Raw genomic sequence first — 24974 nt, 5'->3', positions numbered from 1 at the left:
TGACGCAGTCGCCCTGATTGCCGCCCAAAACATGATAGTGGCTGGCGTCCTCACCGACATAGAAAGCGACGTGTCCGCCGCCCTCCCGGTCGAACACAAGAATCGCGCCGGGTGCCAGGCGGTCGGCGGCCAGCGCCGCGCCCCAGGTCGCCCATGCCTTGGCCCGAACGGCGACCTTCATGTCTGAAAGGTCGACGCCGCCATCACGCAGCGCGTGGGCGACGAACAGGCCGCACCATGGCACGCTGTCAGCGTTATAGACCATGCCCAGCACCTTCGCGCCCAGCGTTTTGGCCCAGCCGAGGATGGACGCATTGTTGGCGATCCCGGCCGCTTCACGCGTGCCAAGGAGCGCCCGCGCGGCCAGCAGCCACGCAGGGTCTTTCGTGTTCATGTCGATCTCCGAAGTTACTGGTCGAGTGACCGTTTGCCGGTGGCAATGTCGTGGACGATTCGGTCGGCGCTGATCTCGGTCTGCACCTCTTCGCGCAGGATCTGGCGGCGGCGCGTGGCTTCATCCTGCATGACGTCCGTCACGCCGCGCACAAATCGGTCGGTATAGAATTTGACGAGGCGGTCAGCGCCGACGGTCGCCCCGGCGGTGATGAGGGCAGCGCCTTCCGCATCGACACCCGCGCGGGACACCATCCAATAGGCAATGAGTGCGACCATAGGCAGCAGCAGCAGATCGGCGATGACGAGCGACGCCTTGATCTTCACCCCTCGCTTGATCAACAACGCATATTTGGCGGCAAAACCGAACGTCAGCCCGATCCAAATCCAGCCATATTTGGCGACCAGCGCCTCGCTAAAGGGCGACATCGCCGTTGCTCCTTGAAGATATGACACGACAGCCGCCGCCCGTGGCTGACCATGCATGTTGCCCGGTGGCATGCCGAACATCAGAAAAGCAGTTCCCGACCGGGGCAGGTCGCTGCACCTATTTTGAACATGGCAGGCTTCATGTTGAGGCCATCGATCGTGCCATAGGTCCGCCACTTTGTAGGATCGCTGGGATGCTCTAGCACGGTGCGCAGATCGAGGACGCCGTTGATAGCCGGGCGTGAGTTCGTGACCAGCCCGCCCCGGATCAGGACGTTAAGCGCAGATACCTGCCCGTTGTTTACGTTGGCCACCTGATCGCTGCCGTCCTGCGCAAGGAAGGATGTGCCGCTTCCGTCCTGAAGTGGTGGGAGGGTCGCGATATAGAATTTCCGATCTGGAAACAGATTGCGGATGCGGACCAGCTCGGTCGCAACAGCCGCAGCGGTCATGCCATTACGACAGTCCAGCACGCCCAGAATGCATTTGAGGCGGCCTGCATATTGAGCCAGCGCGATGGTGCGTGGCCGGTTGGCAGCGGTAAACTGGGTGGCGGTGGTGCCGCTGCGGCCTGCGTTGATCCCGCCGAACTTGCCTCGCGTCATGCGGGCCAGGACGCCGAAAGCGCCATTGATGTCGCGTTCTTCCTTGTCGTCCCCGGCACAATTATGGTCGCCGATGTCGAGATCAGCCTCCTGCGCGATGTTGTCGATCACCCCCAGATGGGTCAGGCCCACGCCAGACTGCGACGATCCACCGGACTGCGTCGTCATCGTCAGGTCAGGCGTTGTGCTTCCTTGGCCGATGTTGAACGTATCGCCCGCCATCGCCGAATAGCTATTGTCATAGACATAGCCACCCGGCGACTTGAGCCAGAACTTCACCGCAAATGGCTCGCCTGCCGGGATCGCCAGATCCGCCGTCAGTTCGTCCGGGATAGCTATGTCGCCACCTTGGTAGCTGCCCTTGACCTGACCACCAAATTTTAGCTGGCGGAACGTACTGATCGGATATTCGATTGAGGCCGTGATTTCGAAGGTGCCCGGCAGGGCAACTTCCGCGCCAGCATTATTCACATACCAGCCGATGCCGAACACCGGTCGCGGTCGTTTCAGATCATAGCGAGCGAAGTCGGTAGCCCGTGCCATGATCTCAATCGGCGTGCCGGTGTTGGCCGCGCTATCGGGCAGGCTGCGGCCTACCGACGCGTAGCGGAGAAATGTGGGGGCAGACCCACCGCCTCCACCGCCGCCAGTGGGCAGATCGACGGTCTTTGTATATTCTTGCAGCCGGCTATTCAGATCGTCGGTTCTGACGAGTTGGCTAGCGACCAGACCAGCAGCCGCCAATTCATCGGAGAGAAGTGTGTCAGCCATGATAATCCTACCTTAAAACGAAGCCGCCAGAGGCGTTGCGGACATAACCACCGGAAGAATTGCGGATGGCTGACGCCGGGGTGTTCGAGACGTCGATGATGCGGATCGCGCGGATGCTGACCGCGCGATTTTCGCCCGACGGCCCTTCGAAGTGCAGATGCGGGGCGCGCACTTCGGGCGGCACCGTAAATTCCAGCACCGCCATCGCGGTAGGGCTGGCACTCGTAAGGCCGACCTCAATCATCTCAGGATCGCCGCCCGGCACCGGCATCGGCGCGATCGTGCCGGTGCCATCGGGCACAATGCGCGCCAGCGCGGCGACCTTGCCGTTCTGGGTGGCCGTATAGTCGATCTCAACGCGGTAGCGGACGATCCCGTTGTTCACCGCACCGACAATGCGGCGGACGATGCGCGATGCCTCGCCGGGCGTTGACCCGCTTTCAATCTTCAGCACGTTGTTGCCGACGGTGACCTTCGACGTGCCGGTCCCAGCTTTCACCAGCTTGTAGATCGAGGGCAGCTTTACGCCAGGGAAGGTGTCAGCGATGTCGACCCATGGGACGAAGGGCGACACGCTCTCGATCGACTTGATCTTCGTAAAGGTGATCGCCGTCTCAGGCCGCGTCCCACGATAGATACGAAATTGCATATAGGCTGGACGTTGGTAGCCTACCTGACCGACCTTGTTGACGATCTGAATGCCGTTCTGCCAGATCTGAATGAAGCCGTCCGAGGTCCCTTCTTTGACCACGACTTTAAACTCCTGCCTCTCCCATTCAGGAAAAGCGGGCACGGCATGCAGCACGCCCGTGGTCGTGTTGATGAGCACCCCGTCCTCGTTAAACGTCGGGGTCTTGTCGTGAATGACGAAATAGCCAGTGCTGCGCTCCAGGAACATCGCCAGGAAGCCAGCCGTGCCGAAGTCGCCAGCGTAGAGCAGGGTCCGGTATTCAAAAAAGTTCAGCCACTGATAGCCGGTGGACGCCGTGTTCGGACCGCGAATGAAAGAGAATTCGATAGTAGTGGTGGAGTCGCTGTCGACCGTGTTGATGTAGCCATCCAGCCCGACGCGATCGACCGGGTGGTCTAGGTCTTCGGGCCGCCGCTCATTCTCGCGCGCCTCCAGCCTGATCCACTCCGGCTCGCCGTCCAGCGATCCCAACTGCGTGTTCCAGAACTTGCGGGGGATCGGCCCGATGACCTTGAATTTTTGGCCGCGCGTGCCGGGTGCAGTGTATTCCGTGATTTCGTTGCCCACGAATTTCATCGGGGCTTCGGGCGGAAATTCTGGATCGACCCCGCCATTGTCCTGGATCGTGAAGGCCACCCACGCGCCGTTGCGGCGAATATATGCTTTGCCATCCATAGGCGCTTCGGGAACACCCGGCGCACCGGCGATCGTTTCGATCAGCTTCATGCTGGGGACAAGCACGGTAGTGTCGTTCGTATCTGAGAATGGATAATAGCCGTCGCCGTTCGGTCCACCATCGACATCGCCGGTGACGATGTTCACCCATTGGAAATGGCGAAGGCTGAAGCGCCCCAGCAAAGTGGAGACACGGTCAAGCAGTTCGGAAAGCTGGCTCATGGTCGATCCTATCGCTTGCCGACTTCGCAGATCAGTTTGGTGCCGAAATAGGTACCACCGCCTTCGTCGCGCCAGATCTCGATCGTGTAGAGATACTGATCCTCGACCGGCACCTTATCGAGCCATGCCCAAGTGGCGACGTTCGGGAAGTTGCTCATGCCCGTGCGCATAGTATCGCCGATGATGGAGCTGCCGGTTTTCGCGCTTTCGCGACGCAGGCGGAACCAGACGCGGTCATTGTCGCTGCCGGTGCGCTGCATGTTGACGAAGAATGTTATGGTGACCTCGGTTGCCAGTGGGATCGTTACACCCTGCGTGGACACCTGCACCGGTGTTGCGCCGCCGAAGGTCGCCCAGACGCGGGTGCCGGGCGCTCCAAGTTGACCAACATCAATCCCGCCCCAGCTCTGCTGGAAATAAGTCGTGCCGGTGACCTGATTTGCTTTGATATTCTTCGTCTCGATGACGTCAGCGACGATGCGCTTGGCATAAATGTCTGCGCCAAATTCCCATCGCGCTGGCTCTCCGTTCTGCGCACCCACATAGGTCAGGGGCCGGGTCGGGTTGCCGCCGTTCTGATCGACAAAGTAGAACTCGTTGGCGATGAAGGCCATGGTGGAGCGCCGGGTCACCCCGTCGGCAAGGATGGAGAAAGCGCCGAACGTGCCGTTCACGTCCGATCGCAGGATCGTTTTGGCATAGCTCTGGCCATCGCCGATGAACACTTCCCGCAAGAACTGCACGGTCGCCTTCACCACGGTGCCGTCGTCCAACGTCCCGATCGCGGCCAACTCGGAAAACTTCTGGCCAAGATTTTGCGTGGGAGAAACCATCAACTTTACAAGGTCGAGGTTCCAGTTTGTACCGGTTGGCCCTTTAGTGCCCATCAGGTCGAATGTGGTGGCGGTGGCTTCGTTGATACCTTCCTGCGCGTCGCGGAAGTTGAGGAATGTCGTGCTGACTGGCTGACCATCAATAAAGTTCGTCGCGCCCAGAACTTGCACAAGATCATCCTGGCGTAGCGCTTGTGCAAGGATGCCCTCGGCGTGGATTTCGGCGTCTGACAGCACCTCGCCGACTGTCTTCCCGCCGAAGGGGGAGTCCGCGTTGTTACTATTTGTAGCGCCTTCCTCAATCGTGCTGAGCTTACCGGATCCGCTCCGCACCGCCGGCAATATGGTGTAGAGGCCATCATAGGAATCGACGCGGTAGCCTACCCTGACCTCGTAAAGCTCATTCGATGCCAGGGGCGAGATGATGTGCAGGACGTTGGCAGTGGCGCGCAGAATAGCCGACTGTGACCATGGCTCGCTGCCCGCTATGCGATAATCGACTAGCACAGCATCTGCCGAAGGGTGCTCGGGACTGCCCGCGACAATCAGACAAGGCAGGCCTTCGCCCGTTGTGCCACCTGCAACCGCCCACGCCGCTGCCGACGGCGCAGGCGGCGTCAGATCTGGCGCAGTCAGGCTGAAAGAGGTGGGCGGGGTTGTGCTCTGCCCCAGCGCATAAGGATGCTTGCTATAGGTTTCCGTATCACCGGCGAACGACACCTTGCCTGTGGCGGGGTCGGGCGAACGACGGGTGATGAGGACAGGCTGATTGACCAGTCCTTCTTCGGGCACGTTCAGGTAGACGACGTCGCCGGTCTTGAGGCCGATCCATTCAGGCCCGGTCGACCATGTGAATGGTCCGGCCTCGCGGCTATTGACGATCGCATAGGCGGCCAGCTGGCCGGGCTGCGTCGCCGCCTCGCCTGAGAAAACCTGCACCAGCGGGAAGTCGATTTCCTTGGTGCGCTGACCCTTGTCGGCCGTCACATATTCGGGGACCGTGACCGCCTTGCCGGATATAACCGCCCAGTCGCTGTCTTCGTCCACATAGCGCGGAATGACGGAGTTGAACCGGTCGCGGCGGCGCTTGGTCGCGGGCAGGGAAAGACCGTCATGCAGATGATGGCTATGGATCGTCGCAATAGCGGTGCGCGGCGTCGATACCAGACAACCGATCATCGCCCCGGTCTGCGTCGGGACCGCGCCACCCGCCTGAAGGATGCGCTTGAGCGTGTCCCATTTGCTGTCCGTGGTCCATTCGACGCCGCCGACCTTCCAGCCGTTCGCGTCATCGACATTGGCACACTCGACAAATTCAGCGACGCGGATGTTGGCGATCGGCGCGCCGATGCCGCAAGTGCGCTTGCCATTCTCCCAGCGGCCAAGCGCCCAGGTGAGTGCATGCAGGCCCGGATTCTGCGACCACACATAGGTCGCCTCGTTCAGCGCGCGGCACGGGCCGGAACCACCGGGATAGGTGCTGTCCAGTCGTGGATCATAAACCTTGACCCATTTGCCGATCCACGCCGGTTCGGGCGCGCCTGCGCCGTAGAAATCGCCATCTTTGCTGAAGCGAAGCCCCCACATCGCATGGGTAATGCCCGACAGCTTATGCTGCGACGTCCATCCGGGCGGTGAGCCGCCGTTCAGCGTGGTTGCAAGGCCACTGGCCTGTAGCCCGCCCATATGCAGGCGCTGCGCCATGTAGTTGGCCAAACGCCCGTTTGCATTGCCGCCGACGTTGAAACTGACGACCTCGTTATCGGCGGTAAAGCGCTCGATGCTGTCGATCTGGCCGCCGATCGTGAGTAGAGCGCCGAACCAGAGCAGATCCTGCGCCTTCGTATATCCAGGCGTGTTGCTGGTGGCGGCGAAGATGCGCAGGCCTGACATGCGGGTCCGACCCATCGCATAGGGCAGGCCGCTCTGCGGATTGGTCTGGAACGACGTCGCGCTGCCCTGTTGGCTGAACCCCGGCGCAGTCACCTGCGCGGCGACCGACAGGACGCCGGCGGCAAGGCTGCCATAGGTGCCAACTGCCGCGAGCGTGGCGGCGGAAATACCGGCTATCCCGCCAGCGCTGGCGGCGGTGGTAGCCGTAGCGGCCACAGCGGGCGCAGCCATGCCAGCGGTCGCGGCAATCAGCGCGACTGCGCCGACGACCATAGCCGCTGTCCGCGCGAACTTCGACATTACAGGACGCTCCAGGCGGTCAGGATTTGCGATGGCTGGACTGTGACCAGTGCATCATGATCTTCATGGAAGCCGAAGATATTCCCGTTGCCCGCATAAAGGCCGATCGCGCCGGGAGCCTCGCCCTCAAGCTCCACGATATCGCCCAGCAACAAACGGCTGTAAGGGATGCGCGTCAGCCCCAATCCATCAAGCAACATCGGTAGGGTGTCATAGCCCATGCGCTTGATGGCCCGGCACGCACCCAGTGGCGACGAGTATGAACCGGCCTTGCTGATCAGGATTTTATATCCCAGCTGCTTGAGGTGAAAGGCCGCGACCTTCGCGCAATCGACCTTGCCCCATGCAAAGGGGCGATCGCGGTAACGGGCCATGGTCGCCTCGATCGCGGCGTGACGGCGCTCCATCGGGGTCATCGCGCGGTCTGCCCCTGAGGCGGCTTCGCGCCCCAGTAGAGATTGACGTCGGTGCCGGTCATATAGTCCAGCCCCAACTCGCCCGGATAGATCGACTGGTGCCAGCCATTGGAGGCACGCTGGCCTTCCTCGACCTCGAACAATCGCTCGAACACGCTGACGACGCTATATTCGAGCGTCCGCGCGCCCTGCTGATCAATCCCAATGGTCGGCACATCGATCTCGCCCAGGAAGAGAATTTCCGGCGTACCGATCACGGTGCCGGTCGCGCTATCGACCGCGCCGGCCATCAGCGTGACGACAGCACCCTGCATGTCCGGATGCGACAGCACGGCATTGGCCGCGACGTCAGCGGGATAGAGCGTGATCGTAATTTCCGGTGCGCTGTCGCCAATCTCTTCGGCGACTTCCGATATGCTGGAGATGGTCCCGAATGTCTCATCGCGCCCGACATAGATTTCCGACCCGATCTGCAGCACGGCCGACCCGTCGAGCAGGCGCAGGGTATAGCCGGGCAGCTCAATCTTGAGCGCGCCGAAAAGCAGCACCGCTGGCTGGGCCAGGGCGTTTTTGAGCGTTGCGTCCAAAGATGGCCCCCTTAAGCGCCTTCAGCCAGCGTGAAGCTGAAGCTGGCGAGGCGATCGACTGATATCTGCCAGGACAGTTCGTCCCCCGGCGAAACCATGCCCTCGATTCTAGGCACGGCAATTTCCACGATGTCATTGACGGATAGCTGGGTACGAAACATCGGCCAGATCGGGGCGTTGATTGTGCCGCCCGCGCCGACGGTGCCATCGGCCGCAAACATATGGACGTAGCGCCGACCGCCATGGATGATGGCGAGGAACTGTCCTTCCTTGACCGTATAGCCGACCGCCATGCCCTTCAGCGGCAAGGTGACGCCGGAAGTCACAGCGGCCGATACACGCGGTGCGCCGGGATCGCCCGTATCGAAGTCAGGCTGTGGCCACTCCATCAGCAGCCGGTCTTCCCGTGCGCGCAGCAGGCGCGATTGAACGACCAACGCTTCGCTGCGCGTCGGCATCGACGGCAGGGTCAGCCGCAGGCCGAACCGTGTACCCAGGCGATTGATGCGCTGTTCCGGCCCACCGAGGAACGGGGTGAGGACCGTCCCGAAGTCTCGCAGATATGGTTCGGCGCCATTGGGAACGACCCAATCCGGCATGGTGATGACAGCCATTTAACGCCCCGGTATCCGGCGGCGGGTGGCGCGCTTCATATCCGCGCCCGCCGCGCCGCGCGCCTGCATGCCCGATGCCACGGCCATGGGTGCCGCCACGCCAGCGGCGCGCCGATCGACGACAACATCGAAATAGGGCGAAGGGACGATATGAGCGACACCACCGCCGCCGCCATTGTCATTGGCGCGCCGGATGTTGACCGTTTCACCTGCTGTGCCCCAGAACTGGACAAGATTGGTATCGATGCCCGGCTTACCGCCGACCTCGAAGCTACCGCCAGTGGCGAACCCCGGCAAGTTCTTGGGAATGGCAAGCGATGTAGATACGCCATCCAGATAGGATTGGGAGGCCGCACTCACCCCGCCGAGTTTGCTTCCACCAAAGATCGAGCCGATTCCCCCAAGGATCGACCCGAATATGCCGCCGCCGCTGGACGCCCCAGAAGCTCCGCCTTGGCCGAGCGCCTGGCGAAACAAATTGAACAGCATATCGGACAGGTTGTTGAGCGCCGCTTCCATGCCCTTCGATACCTGGTCCTTCCACCAATCCTTTGCGAAGCTCTTCAGATCGCCGTCCATCGCGGCGCGCACGCCATCCCGGAACGTCGAACGGAAGTCACCCTGCATCCGTGACCGGTCCTCTTCCGTCATTTCCCTATCGGCGCGATCACGGGCATCGTCTTCCGACACCTTTCCGCGACCCTGTTCATAATATTTGGCAGTGCGCGCATTCAATTCAGCAGCGCGATCCTTGGCGCGCTGCTGACCGCCCGTATCACTGCGCAGGCGGGAGAGTTCCACGTCGCGGTCTAGGGCGGCCTGCTTCGCCGCCTTTGCTGCCTGATCGGCGCGCGCCGCCTCCAGTTGAACCAGATCTTCGGCCGCACGCGCTTGCGCCTCCATCAACGTCAGTTTTTCATTCTGCCAATGGACGGTTCTCTCATCCAGATAGGCCTGATCGGATTTTACCCGCATCATTTCCTGATCGCCGCGAATCTCTGCCAGTTGCAGGTCGAACGCGTCCTCGCTTTTGGCGACCTCCCGCGCGTCGAACTCTGCCGCCGCTGCCTTCACTTCCTGAATGTCCCGTTCGGCCGCCAGCTTCGCCGCAGCCACATCCAGCCCAGCATCCTCATAGCCGCGCTGACGTTGTAGAACGTCCTGCTTATCTTCCAGGCGGCGGACCTCATCCTTGTCGTCGCGCGCACGGGCGACCGCAATCTGCTGATCCAGCTTCATCTGCTCGCGGCGATCGGCAAGCTCCTTGGCCGATGGGCCTGAACCTTTGCCACCTTTTTTACCAGCATCGGCAGCATCGAAATTCATGTCGATGGTCGCAAATTCCGGGGTGTTGATCGATCGGGTATAGCCCTCGACTGTCTTGGCAAGGGTGTCGAGCGCTGTAGCGCGCGCTGCTAATGTAGCGGCGGCCTCCTTTTCCTGTCGCGTCGGCCCCTTATTTGCGCCGGGCAAATATCCAAATCGTGCAACCGACGAACTGGATTCACGCGAGGTTTGCTGTTGCGCGCGGGCCAGTTCGGCCTTTGCGGCAACGACTTCCGCGCGCGCCGTCGCCATTGCCTGAAGCTCAGCCGCCCTATCGGCTTTCATCTTTTCGATAATCGCCTTGCGGGCTTCGCCGGTTGCAGCGACCAGTCCCAGCGCCGCCGTCTGCTGTTTGTTATAAGCCTCCGTTGCCGCGTCGACGGCCATCGTCGCCGCCGAACTGGCAGTGCTAGTCCGGCCCATCCATAGCGCGAACAGTGTGAGTGCAGTAACCGCCAGCCCGATCCAACCGGCCGCCGCTCCAAGCGCCATACCCACCGCGCGCAGGGCAATACTGGTGCCAGACAAAGCAAGAATGAAGCGACCGAGCAACGCTATGACGGTCCCCAGAGGATTGATCAAAGCCGACATGGCCAATGAAACCGCACCGAAACTGCCTCGCAACAGGATCATCGGGCCGAGAACTTTTACGATACCCATCAGGGCAAGCATCATTGGCCCTATTGCCGCTGTTACACCCCAAATCGCGACGCCGATCTGCAGGACGACTGGATTGAGGTTAGCGATGCCGTTCGTCACGGCGGTCAGCGCGTTGGTAACCGATGTGAACACGGCAAGGATGCCAGTCGCCCCAAGTGCGATTTTCAGTCCATCGAAGGCATTGGCCAGATGATTGCTGGCCTCTTCAGCACCCTGCATCTGGATGGCGAGCTTTTCGCCCGCATCGGTTTGGGCGATCGTCTTTTGCAATGCATCGAATTCTTGCCCGCCAAGACGCATCAGACCAATCGCCGTACGCATCGCATCCGCACCGAATATTTCGGTCAATGCCTTCGTGCGCGACCGATCCGACAGATTGCCCAGCTTCTCGCGCAGCAGCTCGGCGATGTCGGACAGATCCTTCATCTTGCCGGTCGCATCGTAAAATTCGATGCCCAGATCTTTCATCATCTCTTTTGCCTCTTTGGACTTGGGCGTCAGAGAGGTGATGAACGTCTTGAAACTTGTGCCGGCGTCCGAACCCGAACCGAAGAGCGCGGCGGTACCGGCCAGCGCCGTGTTGAAATCCTCGAAGCTGACGCCCGCCGACCCGGCAACGCCGCCGCCTTGAGCGATGGCATCTTTGAAATCATTGAACCCGAGCTTTGATGCGTCCAGCGCGCCAGTGATGTTGTTGACGACGCCTTCCAGATCGCCCGTGCCTTTGCGGAACTGCGCCATCACATCGGTCACGACTGCGGCCGATTCTCCCAACCCTGCGGCATTGGCGGCGGCGAGGCGCAACGTCTGGGCAAGGCCACCGTTAAGTATGGCGCTGGCGTCCATGCCCGCCAGCCCCAGAGTTTCGATGCCGTCAGCTGCTTCCTTGGCACTACGGCCGACTTCCGGCCCTAACTTTCGGGCCGCCTCAGACAGGGCGGTAAGCTGCTCACCGGAAATCCCGCGCAACGCCGCATTGACATTGTTCATGGACTTTTCGAACGAGCCCGCGCCGCGCTTCGATACCAAGGCCATGCCGGCAAAAGGCACGCTGATCGCAGCTGTCAGGCCCAGCGCGATATTCCGGATCTTGGTTTCCAACTCTTTGAACTGGGACGCGACCTCCTTGGCGAAGTCGGCCAGACCTTCGCGGGCATCTTCCAGACCCATGGCCCAACCTTTGACGTCGATCGACAGATCGCCGTGCAACCCTCCGATCCGGACGTCGTCGCTCATTCTATGCTACCTTTTTGATTTCGATCGGTGCGCCCGCGTCTTTCATTTCCTGAAAGGCGGCCAACATATCGTCGGGTGATTGCGGTTGGTCGGGCTTCGCAGGCCTGAGCAGATCCTCCAGCGATGGCAGATATTTCGATTTGGGCCATCGCCCCAGATTGACGACCAACCGCGCCTGATAGGTTAGCGCTTCGATGTCAGCTTTGCGGGCAGCACTATACCCATCCAGCGCAGCTTTGAGTGTTCGAGGAGTCTGACGCCAGAACGCATCCGGGTCATGCCCGGCCTGCGCCCAAAGTTTCAGGAGGATGATCCAGTCCCAGCCTCGGGCTGCTTCCGCACCTTGCGTGCCTTTCCCTCCGCACTCTTGCCCGCGACGGCGTCAGGTGCAGGCATTGCCGCCTGCAGCGCCGACGACAGGGCTTTTTGAAGCGTTTCCAGCCCAGCGTCCGACATAATTTCCCCCGCTTCGCCTATGGTTGTACGGGGATGATGCGTCTGAAGGCCTGCGCAAAAGATCGAGCGCAGCAGTTTGAAGCTGGGCTTGGCCTGCACCTGGTCGATCAGATCGGAAACGCCAAGACCCGTCTCGTCTTCCAGCGCGCAGAATGTGTTGATGTCGAACACCAGCGTAAAGTTTGCTTCGCCGGCCTTGAACGACGCCTCTCCCCGAAGCGGATTGGCCATGTTACGCCCCCTCAGCTTCGGTTTCGTTGCTCACCCATTTAACGCGCGCGGTCGCGGTACGGCGGTCAGCCATTGGGTTGCTGCGCACATAATCGCGCACCACGACGGACCCGGCAATTTCCCAGGTGCCGGTGCCAGCCTGAAGCACAATCTTATAGGCGTGGGCGCGGCCATCCGCCTTCGCTTTGCGCAGCAATATGTCGCTCGGTGAACCGGGCACATAGTTCATAACCAGATCGGCTTCCTCGCCCTCTTTCAGCGGCGCATTGATATAGCTTTTGTAGCCGACCGTTTTCATGTGGCTGGTTTCGACCAGATCGGCCGCGCCGGACGGAAGCGGAACCTCCAGCAGTTCGTCCAACTCGACCAGGCCGGGGGTGGTGATGGTGAAGTCCCACAGATGGAACTCCGTCAGATGGCCGGTTTCAACGTCGCTCATGACATGTGCCTCCTTTAGGCTGCTGAATAGCGGACGGTCAGGTCCGTTTGCTTGCGATGGATGAATTGCGTGTCGGTGCGCTCGCCCAGATCACGCGGCATGGTGGCGCTGGCCGTACGGAAGTAGACGCCGGCGATAGTGCCGCGCGGAAGAACGACCTCCAGCGCCGCGTCGACTAACGACTTGGTTTGCGCATAGCTGTCGCCCCAGCAGTCGAGTTGGACGCGGGCAAATTGCAGCCCTTGCAAACCCTGCATATGCTGGTCGAGCGTGCCGGAAATCACCTGAAGCGTAATGGCGGGCAACGCATCACCTTCCGGTCGCTCCAACCAGTCGACCTTCGTACCGACTATCGCGCTCACGGATTGCGCACCCAATAGGCGGGCGCGAAGCGCTTTCTGCATATCCATTTAGGCTGCCTTTTTGATGTCCGCCCAGAGCGAATGTCCGATCGCGCGCCGGACTTCTTCGCGAGTGTTGTCGAGCGCCGGACGCATGAAAGGATGCGCGATCGAATGGAACGTGCCGAATTCGACCATGTGACCATAGAAGCCTTGGCGACGTTCCGGGCCGATATAGACCATGCTGAAGAAGCGCCGTTCCGAGACGGCTGCGCTGTTCAAACCGCCATCGAAGGAAATAATAAGGCTGTCGCGAAGGTTGCCGCTCAGGACAGGGACTAATCGTTTGGCTTCGTCCAAAACGATTTCCGCTCCAGCCAACAGCGACCGCTCGCGCGCAGCGGGCGAAACTGCATCACGGATTGCCACCAACTTCCTATCGATGGCATCCACGCCATGAAGCTTCATGCCGCTCGCCGAACCCCGGTGATGCGTCGGCCTGCGCCGCGCTCGATCTCGACATTGGACGTGATGTCCCAATAGCCGCCATCGAAGCTGATACGATCCGCCACGCTTACCGAGCGCGTGTTGCTGTTGGCGAGCACGTCAAAACTGGCCGTTTGGCTCGCCCCTTCCTGTGCGGCCTGTCGCTGTTCCGTGCCAGAGCCATAGAAAACATCAGCGTGGGGCGCGCACAAGGCTGTCCATGGGCCAGGCACTTTCGTGTACCCATCGTCCACCGGTGCGCCTGCTCGTTCGATCACAATTTTCTTGTTTCGCCTGCCGCTCTCGATCGACATCAGCGATACACCCGATAAGGCGAAAGCAACTCATCGACCGTGGTAGACATCGGCACGTCCTGCATCGCCGCGACGGTCGAAACGGTCGCCCGACTGTGCCACAGATCGCCCACCATCAGCAGGATCGCGGCCTTGATCGGCTCAGGCACGTTCGGCACGACAGTGGCCGCACCGGGATCAACGGCATAGCCCGCGCGATATCGAATACGCACCGTCTCCGCATTGCCACGGTAGGCACCGGGCGTCGGCCAGGATTTGCCCCACCCATTGCCCAGTTCAGCCCCGAACACTTCATAGGTATCTGCATCGACAAGCTGGGGTTGCCCCATTCCGTCGAGATAATGAACAGTGACGATATCAACGATCGGCGGATAGGGCAGGCGGATCAAACCACCACCAAAGCCGCACATGCGCATTTCCAACGTCTGAAGGCCGATCGCACGGCCCAACCATCCCGCCGGGCCGTCAATATGAGCGGTCGCTGCGGCAATCAGCCGCTCGACCAGTTCACGCTGATCGTCATCGCCGTCCAGGCGCAAATGCGCGTCCGCCTCCTCCCACGTCACCACGGGCGCGGGAGGAGTGATGACGACCGTCCTCATCGCGACTTACTTCGCAGCCTTGTTGGCCGGATCTGCGGCCTTTTTATTGTCCGGAGCCTCGGCCGCCTTGCTTTCCAGCTCGGCAATCTTGCCCTCCGCCGCCTCGGCGCGTTTGGTCGCGTCGGTCAGTGCCTTGTCCAGATCGTCGGCGCGAACGGCTTCGCCATCGCGGGCTTTGCTCAGCGCGGCGTTCTGATCGGTCAGCGTTATGATATCGTCGCGAGCCTGTTTAGCATCGCGGTTCATCTGCTCGATCGTTTCATTCTGGCGATCGACCTTATCGCGCAGATCGAGCAATTCGGACTGGTCGCCGCCGAACGATGTTTCGCTGGCCTGATCTACACCGGGCACGGTCAATTCAGGGGTATAGCCCTTTTCGATTTCGTCCCTGGTCGCCTCGCGGACCAAGCCGTTCTTTTCCAGCGCTTCAAAACGCTTGTTGCTCATATCCGTGAGGATCTGGCCTTCACTGACCTGACCGTCATCGCCCAGGTGCTGGACCAGCACGATTGCATCTTTCATTTCCGGTCTCCCGAATGCGAACAGGCGGCCCGCTAGGACCGCCTGTTCAGGGTTTTCGATTGAGTGTGAGTGCCTAAAAGGCCGTGCGCCGATACTTAGAGGAGGGTGCCGCGAACCATCGCGCCGGGACGGCGAACGACCAGCGCCAATCGCTTTTCGGCCCGGATCGTCAGCATATTCTTGATGAAGTTGTCGCGATCCTGATCGGATATCCGCACTTCGGTATCCATGCGGTCGAAGATCTGGGCGGCCAGCTTGAACGCGCCGGTCAGGAAGTTGCCGACGCCGATGCGCTTGGTCGAAACGACAGGACGCCCCCAAAGCACTGGCCCGGCAATGCCCTGCGGATTGGCGAAAATATAGCCGCCGGCTGCATCCTTCGTCAGCTCGATCCCGGTCCATGCAGTCGGGTGCAGCACGATGCCGTCCGGCGCATAGTCGGCCAGCTCGACTTGCAGGATGGCAAGGCGAAGCTGGTCGATCCGGGTGGCGTTTGCGATCGCGATCGGTGCGGAATAGGCAGTCGCCTGCGGATACAGGCCCAGAATGTGCTGGCCAGTTCCATCGCCCATCAGCAATTCGGCGTCCTCTACATCGTCCAGGCCGAAGCGCAGTTCGCCATCGATGAGGCTTTCGACCTGCGGTACGTCGTCCATAGCCTGCCGCGACGCTGGCACCCAGTGCGCGATCGTGCGCACAGGAGCGTTGGCGACGTCCCATGCATAGTTGGATTCCGGCTTCTGCGCGCCTTCAGCAACCGCTGCCGCGTTGTTGGTGCGCACCGTCTGATATGCATATTCGATCGAGTTGCCCTCGGTCTGGCCCGGCGTGACCAGATCGCGCACGCGCAGGCCCATGCGCTGGATACCGACGATATCAGTCTGGCGATCGGGACGGATTAGTCCGCCAGCGGAACCGGTCGCGCTGGTGACGGCCTTGACGGAAAAGCCGATCGTGCCCTTGCAGCCACCCTCGACATAGGACTTCACTTCGCCGTGGTTGGCTACTTCATGGCCCAGCGACTTCAGTTCCTGTGGCTCATCACCGCCGCCGCGACGCGATTGCGCCAGCTTCTGCGACAATTCGGTCACCTCGCCACGAATGGCTTCCAGATCGACCAGCGCCTTGTCGCACTTGTCCTTGGTTTCGGTGGCGACCTGTTCGCCCTTTTCGCTCTTCGATTTGAACTCGGTGGCGAAGCCCTTCACTTCCTGAAGGGCATGCGACAGGCGCTGCTCCAGCGTCGCCTGATCGGGATTGTCTTCCTTGCGGCCGAACTCGCGCATGGTCGCGCCGGCGGCCATAGCCGCAGCGGAGGTCATCATATTCATGGTGGTTTTACTCCAAAGGCTACAGCTTGAAGCTGGCCAGGGTGTCCGAAAGAGCCTTCAGGCTCGGTTTGACCGTCATTTCGCTATCGGACTCCCTCCGACGCATTTCCGTCAGGCCATGGGCGACGACGCCAGCGGCCCGCGTTTTGGAAAACCCTAACTCCCTCAGGGCTTTTTCCATCTCCCGCTCGGTCGGCAGTTCGCCGTGTGCGAGCTTGAATTTCACCGATTCTACCCGCGCATCATCATTGGCGGGGAACGTGACCAAGCTGATCTCGACTAGGTCCAGCTTGGTCAGCGTGCGGATGCCGGTCTTTTCGTCATAGGACGATTCACGCACCCAATAGCCGATTGAGAGGCCGGTCACGACGCGGCGCTTCGCCAGTGCGTGGGCTTCGCGCGCCTGGGCAACTTCCGCGATCAGCAATTCGCCGTCGCCCCACAGGCCGCGTTCGTCCTGCTTCAAATTGGTCCACAGGCCGATCGGCTCGCCGCTGCGATGTTGCCACAGTATTGGCACGGGCCGACCCTTGGCCGCGATCTCGGCGAGGCTGTCGGTGAAAGCGCCCGCTGCGACGATCTCCTGATAGCTATCGACAACATCGAAGACAGAGCCGTAGCCATTGAATGTGCCGTCTTCGCCGACAGCCTTGATGTCGAAATCAAAGTCGCGGACCTTCAGGGCACCGCTGTGCTTGCGGCCAAAGCGGCTCATTACGTTCATGTCAGTCCTCCAGTCGTAGCCCGCCGTTGTGGCCAACCATCGCCGCTTTCACGCGCGCATCGATAATCGCTTCCACATCGCCGCCGAACAGCAGGTTCATCAGCGCGGATCGTGCGCCCTGCTCCGCGCCAGCGACCTTCCCCAGATCGGCCAGCTTCACCAGGTTCGATTGCACCGTCAGGAAGTCGTCGCCGTCGAGCGACGGCAGGTTTTCCCGCGTTCGCATTTCGCCGCGCGTCATGACGCCGTTCTGGCCAAAAGCGGAGTAGAGAGCGGCGCGCGCCGCGCTGTCTGCCGCCATCAACGCTTCACGGTTGATCTCAGGATAGATCCGCTTGCGGTCGGCCATGGGCAGCAGCTGCTTTTTGACCGATTGCTCGATCTTCCGCAGCAGCGGGTTCAATCGCAGCGTCTGCCAGCCCAGCAAAATCTGCTCGACGCCTGACCCCCACATTGTCTGACCTTTTGCCGCATGGCCGATCAGGATAGGGAAAACACCGAACAGCCGGCAAAGCTCTTCCACGTCCCACCCGCGAGACTCCAGCAGCTGGACGTCAACGGGGTTCATGCGCAATGGCGCGAACTTGAAATCCTTCTCCAGCGGCACGATGCTACCGCGCATCGCCTGCCCACGGAAACTATCGAAAATCTCGACCAGATCGGCCCGCTGGTCGGGCGTCAGCTTAGTCGTGCCAGTCTCCATGAAGCCCGAAAGCTGCAGACCACCATTGAACGTCTCAGCCGCCGTCTTGTTCGCCGCGATGGCGCCACCCAACGTGCGACGGCCATATTCCATCACGGACAGGCCAACGTCGCCACCCATGGTCAGGCCGCGCAGATGCAATACCTTGTCGGCGGGCAGTTCTTCCTGTTGGCCCCGGTCCATGTAACGATAGACCCGCTCATTATTCCGGTTCCGTGCTACGGTAACCAGGTGCGGAGCCAATGGCGTCAGCGCCGTGGTGCGCTGGCCAAGCATTTCCTTCTCGGCATAGCCATTGCCCCACAAATCCATACTGGCGACCATGCCGCCCCAGAATTCCGAGGGCGTCTGATCCCGGTTTGGCTCTTCATGCACCAGATCGTAAAGCCAATGATCGTTGCGATCGATGCGACCGCCATCGTTGGCCTTCTCATGCACGCCCATGCCCATAGATCCGACCACTTCGGACTTCAGGGCAACGCAGGCCCAGGCGGTTGGCAGGCCCAGCGTGGTTTTCTGGTTGACCGTCTGACCCGCGCTATCAATGCCGCTGGCATATCGAATGGACTGCCGCGTCGGTTCATCTTCAGGCGCGCCGCTCAGCTTGCCGGACTCCCCGGTGCCGAACCAGCGCGTGACTGAACCGACCCATGTGCCGATGCCCATCAGGCGGCCTTCATAGCGGCGATGAAGTCGTCCAGACTGCCACCTTGCGCCGCAGGATTAGCCTCCAGCAGCTTTGTAGCATTCAGCCCGGCCATGAACGGATCGATCTTCGCCTTGCCTGCGGCCTGTTTCGTGATGATCACGGCATTGCCCCTTTGCTCTGCTTTGGCGTTTCCGACGCACCAGTTGATGAGTGGCGCGCCCGAATGGACCGCCATGCGATGTTTCAGTTTTCGTTCGAGCGACCAGACGGCCGATGCCAATCTGTAACCTTGCGTCACACCCACGACTTGGGGATGGACAAGGCCAATGTCCGCGAGCGCATCGACCAATGCGCCGACGCCTTCGGGATCAAGGCCGATTGCACCTTTATCCGGCAGCAACCCGCTATCCTTGACCTGCTCAATGATGGCGACGATCTCGCGAACGTCTTGCTCATCGCCCATCAATTCGGTCGGCGGCGTGTCGTCGTCCGCATCATCGTCCAGCGGAGGGCCGCCGTTGTGGCCGATAATCACCAGATCGCCGTCACGCTCGAAATCCATAAGGCGCGGCGCAATCTCATGCCGCATTTCCAGCACTTCGCGATAAACCCAGCCCCGAAACCAGTAGAGCCAGCGCTTGGTCTCTTTTTCACGGCCTGCGACGCAAAGCCCATAAAGATCGTCAAGGCCGCCGCCATCGACGCCAACCACAACCACCTCGCATCGGGCGAGCAGCGTTGCGAGCGTCAGGGTGCGGTCAATCGCCGCCTCCCAATAATCAGCGCCGCGCCAGCGATCGGTATGGAGTGCCAGCCCGATCTGTACATTCAGATGCTGAGATGCCCAGCGCCTTTCTTCTTCCGCGCCTTTGTCGACGGCGGCCTGATATTCTTCGACCAAGCGCTCAAGAGTGATCGAGCGGCCTAGGTTCGGCAGCACCATGTGCCAATTGCGTGGATCCTGCCACGGCTTGGCCTGGTCGGTCTGCATTTCCTCCGGGAATTCATACAGGAGCGGCAACATTCGCGAATTGACGATGCGACCATCGCGAACGCCGCGTGCGTAATCCAGTTCAGTTTTGAACGCCCCGGCAGGTGCCTGGTCGCTCTGCGTCGTGATGATCACCAGAAACGCTTCAGGGTTCGCGATCATGCCGCCGCGCAACTGGCCGATCACGCGTGACGCATAGCTGATGGACCCCATCAGATGCAGTTCGTCGATCAGCACCATCACCGGCTTGGAGCCGGTGGCGACCTTCATATCGAACGTCTTGATCTTCAGCGTCGATTTAAGCACCCGGTCGAAGATCGCTTTGCGATGATCGGCAACATGGAAGCGCTGCTTCAGATACGGATCTGCGTCGATCATGCCCGACGCCTGCTGAAATGCGGTATCGGCAATTTCCTGCGTCGGCCCTACCAGCACAAAGTCAGCACGAGGGCGCTCGTTCATGAGCAGCGCCGTGACGCCGATCGCCGCACCGTTTGTCGTCTTGGCGTTTTTCTTGGGCACCAGCGCCAAGACTTCGCGCACCTTGCGCTCGCCATCCACCAACGAGCCGAAGATGGCTCGCACGATGTCGCGGCCCCACTCACCGGCAGCCTCCGACATCATTGGCTGCCCAGGCACGTCGGGCAGCCTCAGATTATTGAATATGGATACCGCCCGTTCGGCTTCATTGTCATTGAGCGGGAGGGACGGCAGCAGCGATTTGCTCTGCCTCAATCGCTCTACCCAATCTGGGCAGGCGAAATTCCAACTCAGTGCTTCAGCAGGCCGCCCCATGGCGTTCCCTCATGAGCGCTATGGGCCTGTTCGACGGCGGTTTCCTTCTTCCCTTTCTTAGGAGACTTACCCTGTTTGACGGGACGGACCACATTGCCAAGAGCCAGATCATGTCGGTCGAAGCGTTTGAACACTTTGTCGATCGCGGAGACGTTGCCCTTGTCGACTTCGTTCATCAGCGCGACCAGCAGCTTGCCCTCGACACGATGACGCGCCTCCAGCTTACCACGCAGCTCACGAAAATAATGCTTCCGCAAAGTCGGCGGCGTGATCGAAAGCGCGGCAGCAATTTGCTCTTCGTTCTTGTCGAAGGCAGCCAACACTATGACTTTACGCCTATTTTCCAAAGTCGCGATGTGGGGTGGACGACCTTTGCGACCATGACCCTCGGGGATCGGATCGCCCAACAGGTCAAAATCCCAGTCCGACATGAAAAAAATCCCTACGTGAGAGGAACAGCGGTGATAGAACCACCGACCTCCTAGACTTTTGACCCACCCCCCCATGTCCGACCCTGCGCCCGCGCGGCCCGCGCCTTCGCGGTCTTCGACTGATGCTCCGAGAAGGTGAGCCATTCCGTGTTGGCCGGATCGAGGTCCGCGCCACCATCTTTGCGCTCGACCTTGTGATCGAGGATCATCCGTTCACCCGGCTTCGCCCGCTGGAGCGCCAGATGATAATCGGGGTCGCGCTTGCGATCAGCAACCAGCGCGCGCCATGCAGGCGATGAGTAGAACCCTTCGGCAACCTTAGGCGCGGCCTTCACCTTCGCAGGCATCGACCCGACGCGAGAGCCGAGAGCTTTCAGCTTTCCCATGTCAGGCGATCCGTGAAAACGACAGCGCCCCGCTGGGCAAGGGCCAAGCGGGGCGCTGTCAGGTTAGGAGAGGACGCCGCGTTCAGCCATAGGCCGTTCCCAAGCGTAGATACCTATAGGCCCAAATGGCCCTCAATGTGGACAAACAATATTTTAAGGTGGCAACTTATACCGTTTGACATGCAGCACCCACGCAAATCCTAGCGTTTGCTGCAATCACTACGCAATGCATGGCCCGACCATAGCGCTTGCGAAGGCCATGCGCGCCCAGCTTCACGCCCATAGGCTTGCGCAACTGCATCCACGGCACAGCCTTTGCGCCATTGGCAAGGCAGGTGATGGCCAGCGCGATCAGCCGCCGGTCACGATCGGGCGCGGCCAGCACCCAGGCGAACGCTTCCTCCATCTCGGCAATGTCGCGACGGGTTGCGGGCAACGGCCTGGGCGCGGGCGCGGTCATGTCCACACCGCGCGCATCATAATCGCCACGATCATCTTCGCGCACGATGTCCGGCCAGCACGCCTTGACCCGCAACCAGCCCGCTTCCCGATCAGACATGCGCCGCATCACCAGCATCGCTTCGACCAAGCGCTCTTCAACATCACCAAAACTAAGTAACCTCCCTTCCTCCCTTTCAAGGGAGGGATCAATGGGAGGATAGAAGATAGTATTATCAGTCATTTAGCTGTCCTGCGGGAACATGGGAGGGAAACTGCGGGTATCTTTGTGCGCGCGCCCGCGCCTGTGTATGCGCGCGCACAACGGAACCACTGGCTAAATGCCTCCCGCACGCTCCCACCTTCCCTAAATGGCGGATTTCCGTGCTTCCCGGAGGCGTTCTATCCTCCCGCGCCTAGCCATGGGCGGGAGGAAGGGAGGATCATGGCGGCAAATCATCATCGCCAAAGTCCGCAATCGGCGGGGGTGACGGGGGCGGTGATTGCGCAGCCTCGCCTCTCGGCGGCTTGCCAGCGGACGGCTTGTCATTGTGCCGGGGTGCAGGAAGAGAGCGCGTAGTGGGCTTGCCGTCAGCATCGAGGAAGTCGATCGTGTCGAAGCGCGGGACGATATCATGCCACTGCATGTTGCTCGCCTTGTTGATTTTGAAGCCCTTGCGCTGCATCTGCGCGTTTAGATACTTGGCGGACCACGGCTTGCCGCTGGCGGGCAACTGCTGCGCCCATGTCTGCCATGCAACGAATAGCGCGTGCAACGATCCTGACTGCAACTTGTCCCCCGGAGAGCGCGCGACACACAGGTCGAGGAACATGGCGAGCATGTCGTTTTCCTCATGATATTCACGGGTCGCTTCGGCAGACGCCTCCGGCATGTTCAGGCCCTCGGTCAGATAAGCCAGCGCGCCGCGTATCAATCGATTGAGGATGCCATCGGCCTCCGCCTTCAGCTTGTTCTTAAGCTGGTCGTCGCGCTCTTCAGGCGGGATGATGATCCCCCACGGGATGACCTGCATACGCCGACGGATACCGTGATCGGTGCCGATGCGCGGCAGGTTGTTCGCCATGATCGTATTGTTGAACGTCGGCGTCATTTCGAAAGGCGGCTTGAGCAGCTCACGCACGCCGCCGATCGGCTCATCGCTCGTAAGCGCCTTGACGAGACCGTCGGAAAACTTGCTGCCATCCTCTGGTTCATTGGCATAGACCATGCGCCGTCCGGCTAGCGCAGCCAGGTGCGGCGAAGGGCCACCACCGTTGCGCCTCTGATCGGCGTCCATGAACGTCTCTATCCCGGTCGACCAAGCATAGTCCCCCAGCAGATAGGCATGGGTCTGCACCCAGACGCCCTTGCCGTTCTGGCCTTCGCCGTAGAACAGCGCCATCTTTTGCGCATCGGCCAGGCCAAGGCCGCTATAGCCCGCCCAGCGATCGAGGAATTCGCGCATATCGGCCGCAGGCTGCACGCGCAGAAGGAAGGCGTCAAAGAGCGGCGAGGCCGCAGCGGCATTGTAGGTCGCGCGCGCCAGCTTCGTGATCCGGTCTCCGCGTTGATGCTCGCGAATGATGAAGGAGGCAGGCTTGCCGTCCTCGGGCCGCGCAAAGACGATCGTGCCGTTCTGGACGTTCAGCGCCAATTCGTCGCTATCGAAGTCCTCCACCTTGGCGGCAAGACGTGATTCCGCCATGCTGGAAATGCAGCTGATATGACCCGCACCTTCCGACGTCCGGCCCCATGCGGCCAGCTTGTCGGAAAACAACACGATGTCGCCATTACTTTTGAGTTGGGCGATATAGTCATGACGTAGGAAGTCATGCTTGGTCTGCCGCGCAAGTTGACGTTGCCGATACCAAAGCACAGTGCGTTTGCTCAGCCGCTTTTTCTCGCCTTCGTCAAATAACTGGCGGGTGTAATCTTCCTTTTCTTCGTCGCGCTCCGCAGCGAGTTCCGCCGCCTCTTCCTCATCGACGATATCGCCCTGTTCGGGCGGAAACGGCACGCCGCTATCGCGGATCAGGCCGGACTCATCCTGTATGGACCGCATCGTTTGTTGGATGCGACGGCCGAGTAACGCCATCGCCATGTCCCGGTTCCACCGCTTGCCATCCCAGGCCAGCCAGCCCCACGCTTCGACATACAGGAAATCTGCCCCGTAGCGCTCAAGGAAGCGTTCGAGATTGCCAAGGTCGGTCATCGCCATGATCGCGCACCGCCGCACTGTATCCGGGTCCGGGCCGCCCCCTGCCCCCTTTCCGGAGGACTTATGCCCATTCCCTCCCGCTAGGGAGCTTGGTTCGCCTTTATTGTCGGAAGGAAGGGGGGAACGGGGGGCGGACCCGGAGGATGCAGAACGATGCGGACGCTCCGCGCGCTGGCGCGCGCGCGTCGCGACGTCGGTCAGGTTGCGGGGAGTTGCCTCCCCGGCGGTCCAGCCGCTGGAAATCGTGGCGTCGAGTTGCCGATCGTCGTCGTCGCCGGGATTGTCACGCGCCGCCGCCTCGATCGCCGAACGGGCAAAACGCGCGTCCAGCGCGGGGAAAGGCGTGCTGCCGACAAGCGTCGCGATATTGAACGCGCTTTCGTTCAACTGATTCTGGCGAACGCCTGTCTTGGCCGACCGGATCAGCTGACATTCCTTGTCCAGCGCCGACAGCCCGTATTTCCGTATGGCCTCATACTCGGCGTCGCTCGTCCCGGCGGGCCGCGCTGCTGGCGCAGCTGGGTCGACTCCACTCTGCGAAGTCCCGCGCGGGCGATCGTCGGTGCGCGCTTTCTTCCCCTTCGATCGCAGGATCTCGACCAGCGCCGGGGGCGCTTCGACGGGCTCGTCATGGCGGTTCGTCAGCCAGCTATAACGACCCTCGCTGCCATCGGCGCGATAGAGGATCGAGGGCGGCGCGATGACATAGCCACCAAGTCCGCGCACATCGACATGGCGGGGCAGGTTGCCCCGGTTGCGGATCGGCTCGCCGCCATCCTGCGGCTGCAACAGATAGACATGGACGCCATCGCTCTGCGTCATGGCGGACAGGCTGCGCGGCAGGTCACAGCCCATCTGCTCGACCAGCGCGGCCTTCAGGCTGTCGAGGGTGAAAACTTCGCCACTGGCATCATCAATACGCGGATCGAAATCTAGCGCGAACAGGCCATTATGGCCCATCGCCAGACCAATCATCGCCTGCGGCCAGCGCTTCCACCAGCCATTGATGACGTCCTCGTCACGGGTGGCATCCTTGACGCCTGAACCGCCATAGGGTGCCTTGGCCTTCAGCGTCATGGCCTTGCCGCTGCCGGTGATCATTTCGAAATCGCGTTCGCGGCATGGAAACACCGGCCAGCCGCGCCGGGCATAGCTAAGCGCAGCTTGGCCGAGCGGCGACAAAAGGGGTGCAGATTGGCTCACGGTCACAAATTCCCCCCGGAAAGGCGCTACCGCCCCCGGCCATCAATCAATCGATCATCTTG

At 61.1% G+C, this 24974-nt stretch carries 24 protein-coding genes; all 24 read right to left on the bottom strand.

What is annotated here, in order from left to right:
• Window positions 1-394 (bottom strand): TIGR02594 family protein (locus tag WA070_RS07225; protein ID WP_422633421.1); only part of this gene is annotated, 394 nt, incomplete at its 3' end.
• A 14-nt stretch (window positions 395-408) separates the two neighbouring features.
• Window positions 409-822: a hypothetical protein gene (locus WA070_RS07220; RefSeq protein ID WP_422633420.1), complete on the bottom strand. Its 414-nt coding sequence runs from the start codon at window positions 820-822 to the stop codon at window positions 409-411.
• 80 nt (window positions 823-902) lie between these two features.
• A complete protein-coding gene (locus WA070_RS07215) occupies window positions 903-2198 on the bottom strand; it encodes a hypothetical protein (protein WP_422633419.1) in 1296 nt (431 codons plus the stop codon).
• Between the two features lie 7 nt (window positions 2199-2205).
• Window positions 2206-3786: a hypothetical protein gene (locus WA070_RS07210; RefSeq protein WP_422633418.1), complete on the bottom strand. Its 1581-nt coding sequence runs from the start codon at window positions 3784-3786 to the stop codon at window positions 2206-2208.
• An 8-nt stretch (window positions 3787-3794) separates the two neighbouring features.
• Window positions 3795-6812 carry a hypothetical protein gene (locus WA070_RS07205; RefSeq protein ID WP_422633417.1) on the bottom strand — a complete coding sequence of 1006 codons (3018 nt, stop codon included), beginning with the start codon at window positions 6810-6812 and terminating at the stop codon, window positions 3795-3797.
• Complete coding sequence (locus WA070_RS07200) at window positions 6812-7228, bottom strand: DUF6950 family protein (RefSeq protein ID WP_422633416.1); 417 nt, start codon at window positions 7226-7228, stop codon at window positions 6812-6814. Before WA070_RS07200 ends, WA070_RS07205 begins: the two co-directional genes overlap by 1 nt.
• Window positions 7225-7815, bottom strand: a complete 591-nt coding sequence (locus tag WA070_RS07195; RefSeq protein WP_422633415.1) for a hypothetical protein — start codon at window positions 7813-7815, stop codon at window positions 7225-7227. Before WA070_RS07195 ends, WA070_RS07200 begins: the two co-directional genes overlap by 4 nt.
• 11 nt (window positions 7816-7826) lie before the next feature.
• The gene (locus WA070_RS07190; protein ID WP_422633414.1) at window positions 7827-8429 is read right to left on the bottom strand and encodes a hypothetical protein; all 603 of its coding nucleotides are present in this window, start codon (window positions 8427-8429) and stop codon (window positions 7827-7829) included.
• Window positions 8430-11651 (bottom strand): phage tail tape measure protein, encoded by a 3222-nt coding sequence (locus WA070_RS07185; RefSeq protein ID WP_422633413.1) that lies wholly within the window; start codon window positions 11649-11651, stop codon window positions 8430-8432.
• A gap of 300 nt (window positions 11652-11951) precedes the next feature.
• Complete coding sequence (locus WA070_RS07180; RefSeq protein ID WP_422633412.1) at window positions 11952-12338, bottom strand: hypothetical protein; 387 nt, start codon at window positions 12336-12338, stop codon at window positions 11952-11954.
• Window position 12339: 1 nt separating this feature from the next.
• Window positions 12340-12777, bottom strand: a complete 438-nt coding sequence (locus tag WA070_RS07175) for a hypothetical protein (RefSeq protein ID WP_422633411.1) — start codon at window positions 12775-12777, stop codon at window positions 12340-12342.
• 14 nt (window positions 12778-12791) lie between these two features.
• A complete protein-coding gene (gp17, locus tag WA070_RS07170) occupies window positions 12792-13187 on the bottom strand; it encodes a tail completion protein gp17 (RefSeq protein ID WP_422633410.1) in 396 nt (131 codons plus the stop codon).
• The gene (locus WA070_RS07165) at window positions 13188-13586 is read right to left on the bottom strand and encodes an HK97-gp10 family putative phage morphogenesis protein (protein ID WP_422633409.1); all 399 of its coding nucleotides are present in this window, start codon (window positions 13584-13586) and stop codon (window positions 13188-13190) included. It lies immediately after the preceding gene.
• Window positions 13583-13918: a head-tail adaptor protein gene (locus WA070_RS07160; protein ID WP_422633408.1), complete on the bottom strand. Its 336-nt coding sequence runs from the start codon at window positions 13916-13918 to the stop codon at window positions 13583-13585. Before WA070_RS07160 ends, WA070_RS07165 begins: the two co-directional genes overlap by 4 nt.
• Window positions 13918-14520, bottom strand: a complete 603-nt coding sequence (locus WA070_RS07155) for a head-tail connector protein (RefSeq protein WP_422633407.1) — start codon at window positions 14518-14520, stop codon at window positions 13918-13920. The genes WA070_RS07160 and WA070_RS07155 overlap by 1 nt, the downstream gene beginning before the upstream one ends.
• A gap of 6 nt (window positions 14521-14526) precedes the next feature.
• Complete coding sequence (locus WA070_RS07150; protein ID WP_422633406.1) at window positions 14527-15042, bottom strand: hypothetical protein; 516 nt, start codon at window positions 15040-15042, stop codon at window positions 14527-14529.
• A gap of 95 nt (window positions 15043-15137) precedes the next feature.
• Window positions 15138-16373 (bottom strand): phage major capsid protein, encoded by a 1236-nt coding sequence (locus WA070_RS07145; protein WP_422633405.1) that lies wholly within the window; start codon window positions 16371-16373, stop codon window positions 15138-15140.
• Window positions 16374-16392: 19 nt separating this feature from the next.
• Window positions 16393-17097, bottom strand: a complete 705-nt coding sequence (locus WA070_RS07140; RefSeq protein ID WP_422633404.1) for an HK97 family phage prohead protease — start codon at window positions 17095-17097, stop codon at window positions 16393-16395.
• Window position 17098: 1 nt separating this feature from the next.
• The gene (locus WA070_RS07135) at window positions 17099-18466 is read right to left on the bottom strand and encodes a phage portal protein (protein ID WP_422633403.1); all 1368 of its coding nucleotides are present in this window, start codon (window positions 18464-18466) and stop codon (window positions 17099-17101) included.
• Window positions 18466-20235 carry a terminase large subunit gene (locus WA070_RS07130; RefSeq protein WP_422633402.1) on the bottom strand — a complete coding sequence of 590 codons (1770 nt, stop codon included), beginning with the start codon at window positions 20233-20235 and terminating at the stop codon, window positions 18466-18468. Before WA070_RS07130 ends, WA070_RS07135 begins: the two co-directional genes overlap by 1 nt.
• A complete protein-coding gene (locus WA070_RS07125) occupies window positions 20211-20642 on the bottom strand; it encodes a hypothetical protein (RefSeq protein WP_422633401.1) in 432 nt (143 codons plus the stop codon). Before WA070_RS07125 ends, WA070_RS07130 begins: the two co-directional genes overlap by 25 nt.
• A 74-nt stretch (window positions 20643-20716) precedes the next feature.
• Window positions 20717-21052: a hypothetical protein gene (locus WA070_RS07120; RefSeq protein ID WP_422633400.1), complete on the bottom strand. Its 336-nt coding sequence runs from the start codon at window positions 21050-21052 to the stop codon at window positions 20717-20719.
• Window positions 21053-21218: 166 nt separating this feature from the next.
• Window positions 21219-21734, bottom strand: a complete 516-nt coding sequence (locus WA070_RS07115; protein WP_422633399.1) for a hypothetical protein — start codon at window positions 21732-21734, stop codon at window positions 21219-21221.
• A 199-nt stretch (window positions 21735-21933) separates the two neighbouring features.
• Window positions 21934-24912 carry a phage/plasmid primase, P4 family gene (locus tag WA070_RS07110; protein ID WP_422633398.1) on the bottom strand — a complete coding sequence of 993 codons (2979 nt, stop codon included), beginning with the start codon at window positions 24910-24912 and terminating at the stop codon, window positions 21934-21936.
• Window positions 24913-24974 lie beyond the last annotated feature (62 nt).

The organism is Sphingobium sp. (assembly GCF_049304695.1).
GTDB lineage: Bacteria > Pseudomonadota > Alphaproteobacteria > Sphingomonadales > Sphingomonadaceae > Sphingobium.
The sequence above is the reverse complement of the archived record's forward strand: the minus strand, read 5'-3'. Positions and strand labels throughout refer to the sequence as shown.

Bases quoted from the DNA above. Each gene is read 5' to 3' on its own strand.
- WA070_RS07220 (WP_422633420.1), bottom strand. From the start codon at position 822: ATGTCGCCCTTTAGCGAGGCGCTGGTCGCCAAATATGGCTGGATTTGG.
- WA070_RS07215 (WP_422633419.1), bottom strand. From the start codon at position 2,198: ATGGCTGACACACTTCTCTCCGATGAATTGGCGGCTGCTGGTCTGGTC.
- WA070_RS07210 (WP_422633418.1), bottom strand. From the start codon at position 3,786: ATGAGCCAGCTTTCCGAACTGCTTGACCGTGTCTCCACTTTGCTGGGG.
- WA070_RS07205 (WP_422633417.1), bottom strand. From the start codon at position 6,812: ATGTCGAAGTTCGCGCGGACAGCGGCTATGGTCGTCGGCGCAGTCGCG.
- WA070_RS07200 (WP_422633416.1), bottom strand. From the start codon at position 7,228: ATGACCCCGATGGAGCGCCGTCACGCCGCGATCGAGGCGACCATGGCC.
- WA070_RS07190 (WP_422633414.1), bottom strand. From the start codon at position 8,429: ATGGCTGTCATCACCATGCCGGATTGGGTCGTTCCCAATGGCGCCGAA.
- WA070_RS07185 (WP_422633413.1), bottom strand. From the start codon at position 11,651: ATGAGCGACGACGTCCGGATCGGAGGGTTGCACGGCGATCTGTCGATC.
- WA070_RS07180 (WP_422633412.1), bottom strand. From the start codon at position 12,338: ATGGCCAATCCGCTTCGGGGAGAGGCGTCGTTCAAGGCCGGCGAAGCA.
- WA070_RS07175 (WP_422633411.1), bottom strand. From the start codon at position 12,777: ATGAGCGACGTTGAAACCGGCCATCTGACGGAGTTCCATCTGTGGGAC.
- gp17 (WP_422633410.1), bottom strand. From the start codon at position 13,187: ATGGATATGCAGAAAGCGCTTCGCGCCCGCCTATTGGGTGCGCAATCC.
- WA070_RS07165 (WP_422633409.1), bottom strand. From the start codon at position 13,586: ATGAAGCTTCATGGCGTGGATGCCATCGATAGGAAGTTGGTGGCAATC.
- WA070_RS07160 (WP_422633408.1), bottom strand. From the start codon at position 13,918: ATGTCGATCGAGAGCGGCAGGCGAAACAAGAAAATTGTGATCGAACGA.
- WA070_RS07155 (WP_422633407.1), bottom strand. From the start codon at position 14,520: ATGAGGACGGTCGTCATCACTCCTCCCGCGCCCGTGGTGACGTGGGAG.
- WA070_RS07150 (WP_422633406.1), bottom strand. From the start codon at position 15,042: ATGAAAGATGCAATCGTGCTGGTCCAGCACCTGGGCGATGACGGTCAG.
- WA070_RS07145 (WP_422633405.1), bottom strand. From the start codon at position 16,373: ATGAATATGATGACCTCCGCTGCGGCTATGGCCGCCGGCGCGACCATG.
- WA070_RS07140 (WP_422633404.1), bottom strand. From the start codon at position 17,097: ATGAACGTAATGAGCCGCTTTGGCCGCAAGCACAGCGGTGCCCTGAAG.
- WA070_RS07135 (WP_422633403.1), bottom strand. From the start codon at position 18,466: ATGGGCATCGGCACATGGGTCGGTTCAGTCACGCGCTGGTTCGGCACC.
- WA070_RS07130 (WP_422633402.1), bottom strand. From the start codon at position 20,235: ATGGGGCGGCCTGCTGAAGCACTGAGTTGGAATTTCGCCTGCCCAGAT.
- WA070_RS07120 (WP_422633400.1), bottom strand. From the start codon at position 21,052: ATGGGAAAGCTGAAAGCTCTCGGCTCTCGCGTCGGGTCGATGCCTGCG.
- WA070_RS07115 (WP_422633399.1), bottom strand. From the start codon at position 21,734: ATGACTGATAATACTATCTTCTATCCTCCCATTGATCCCTCCCTTGAA.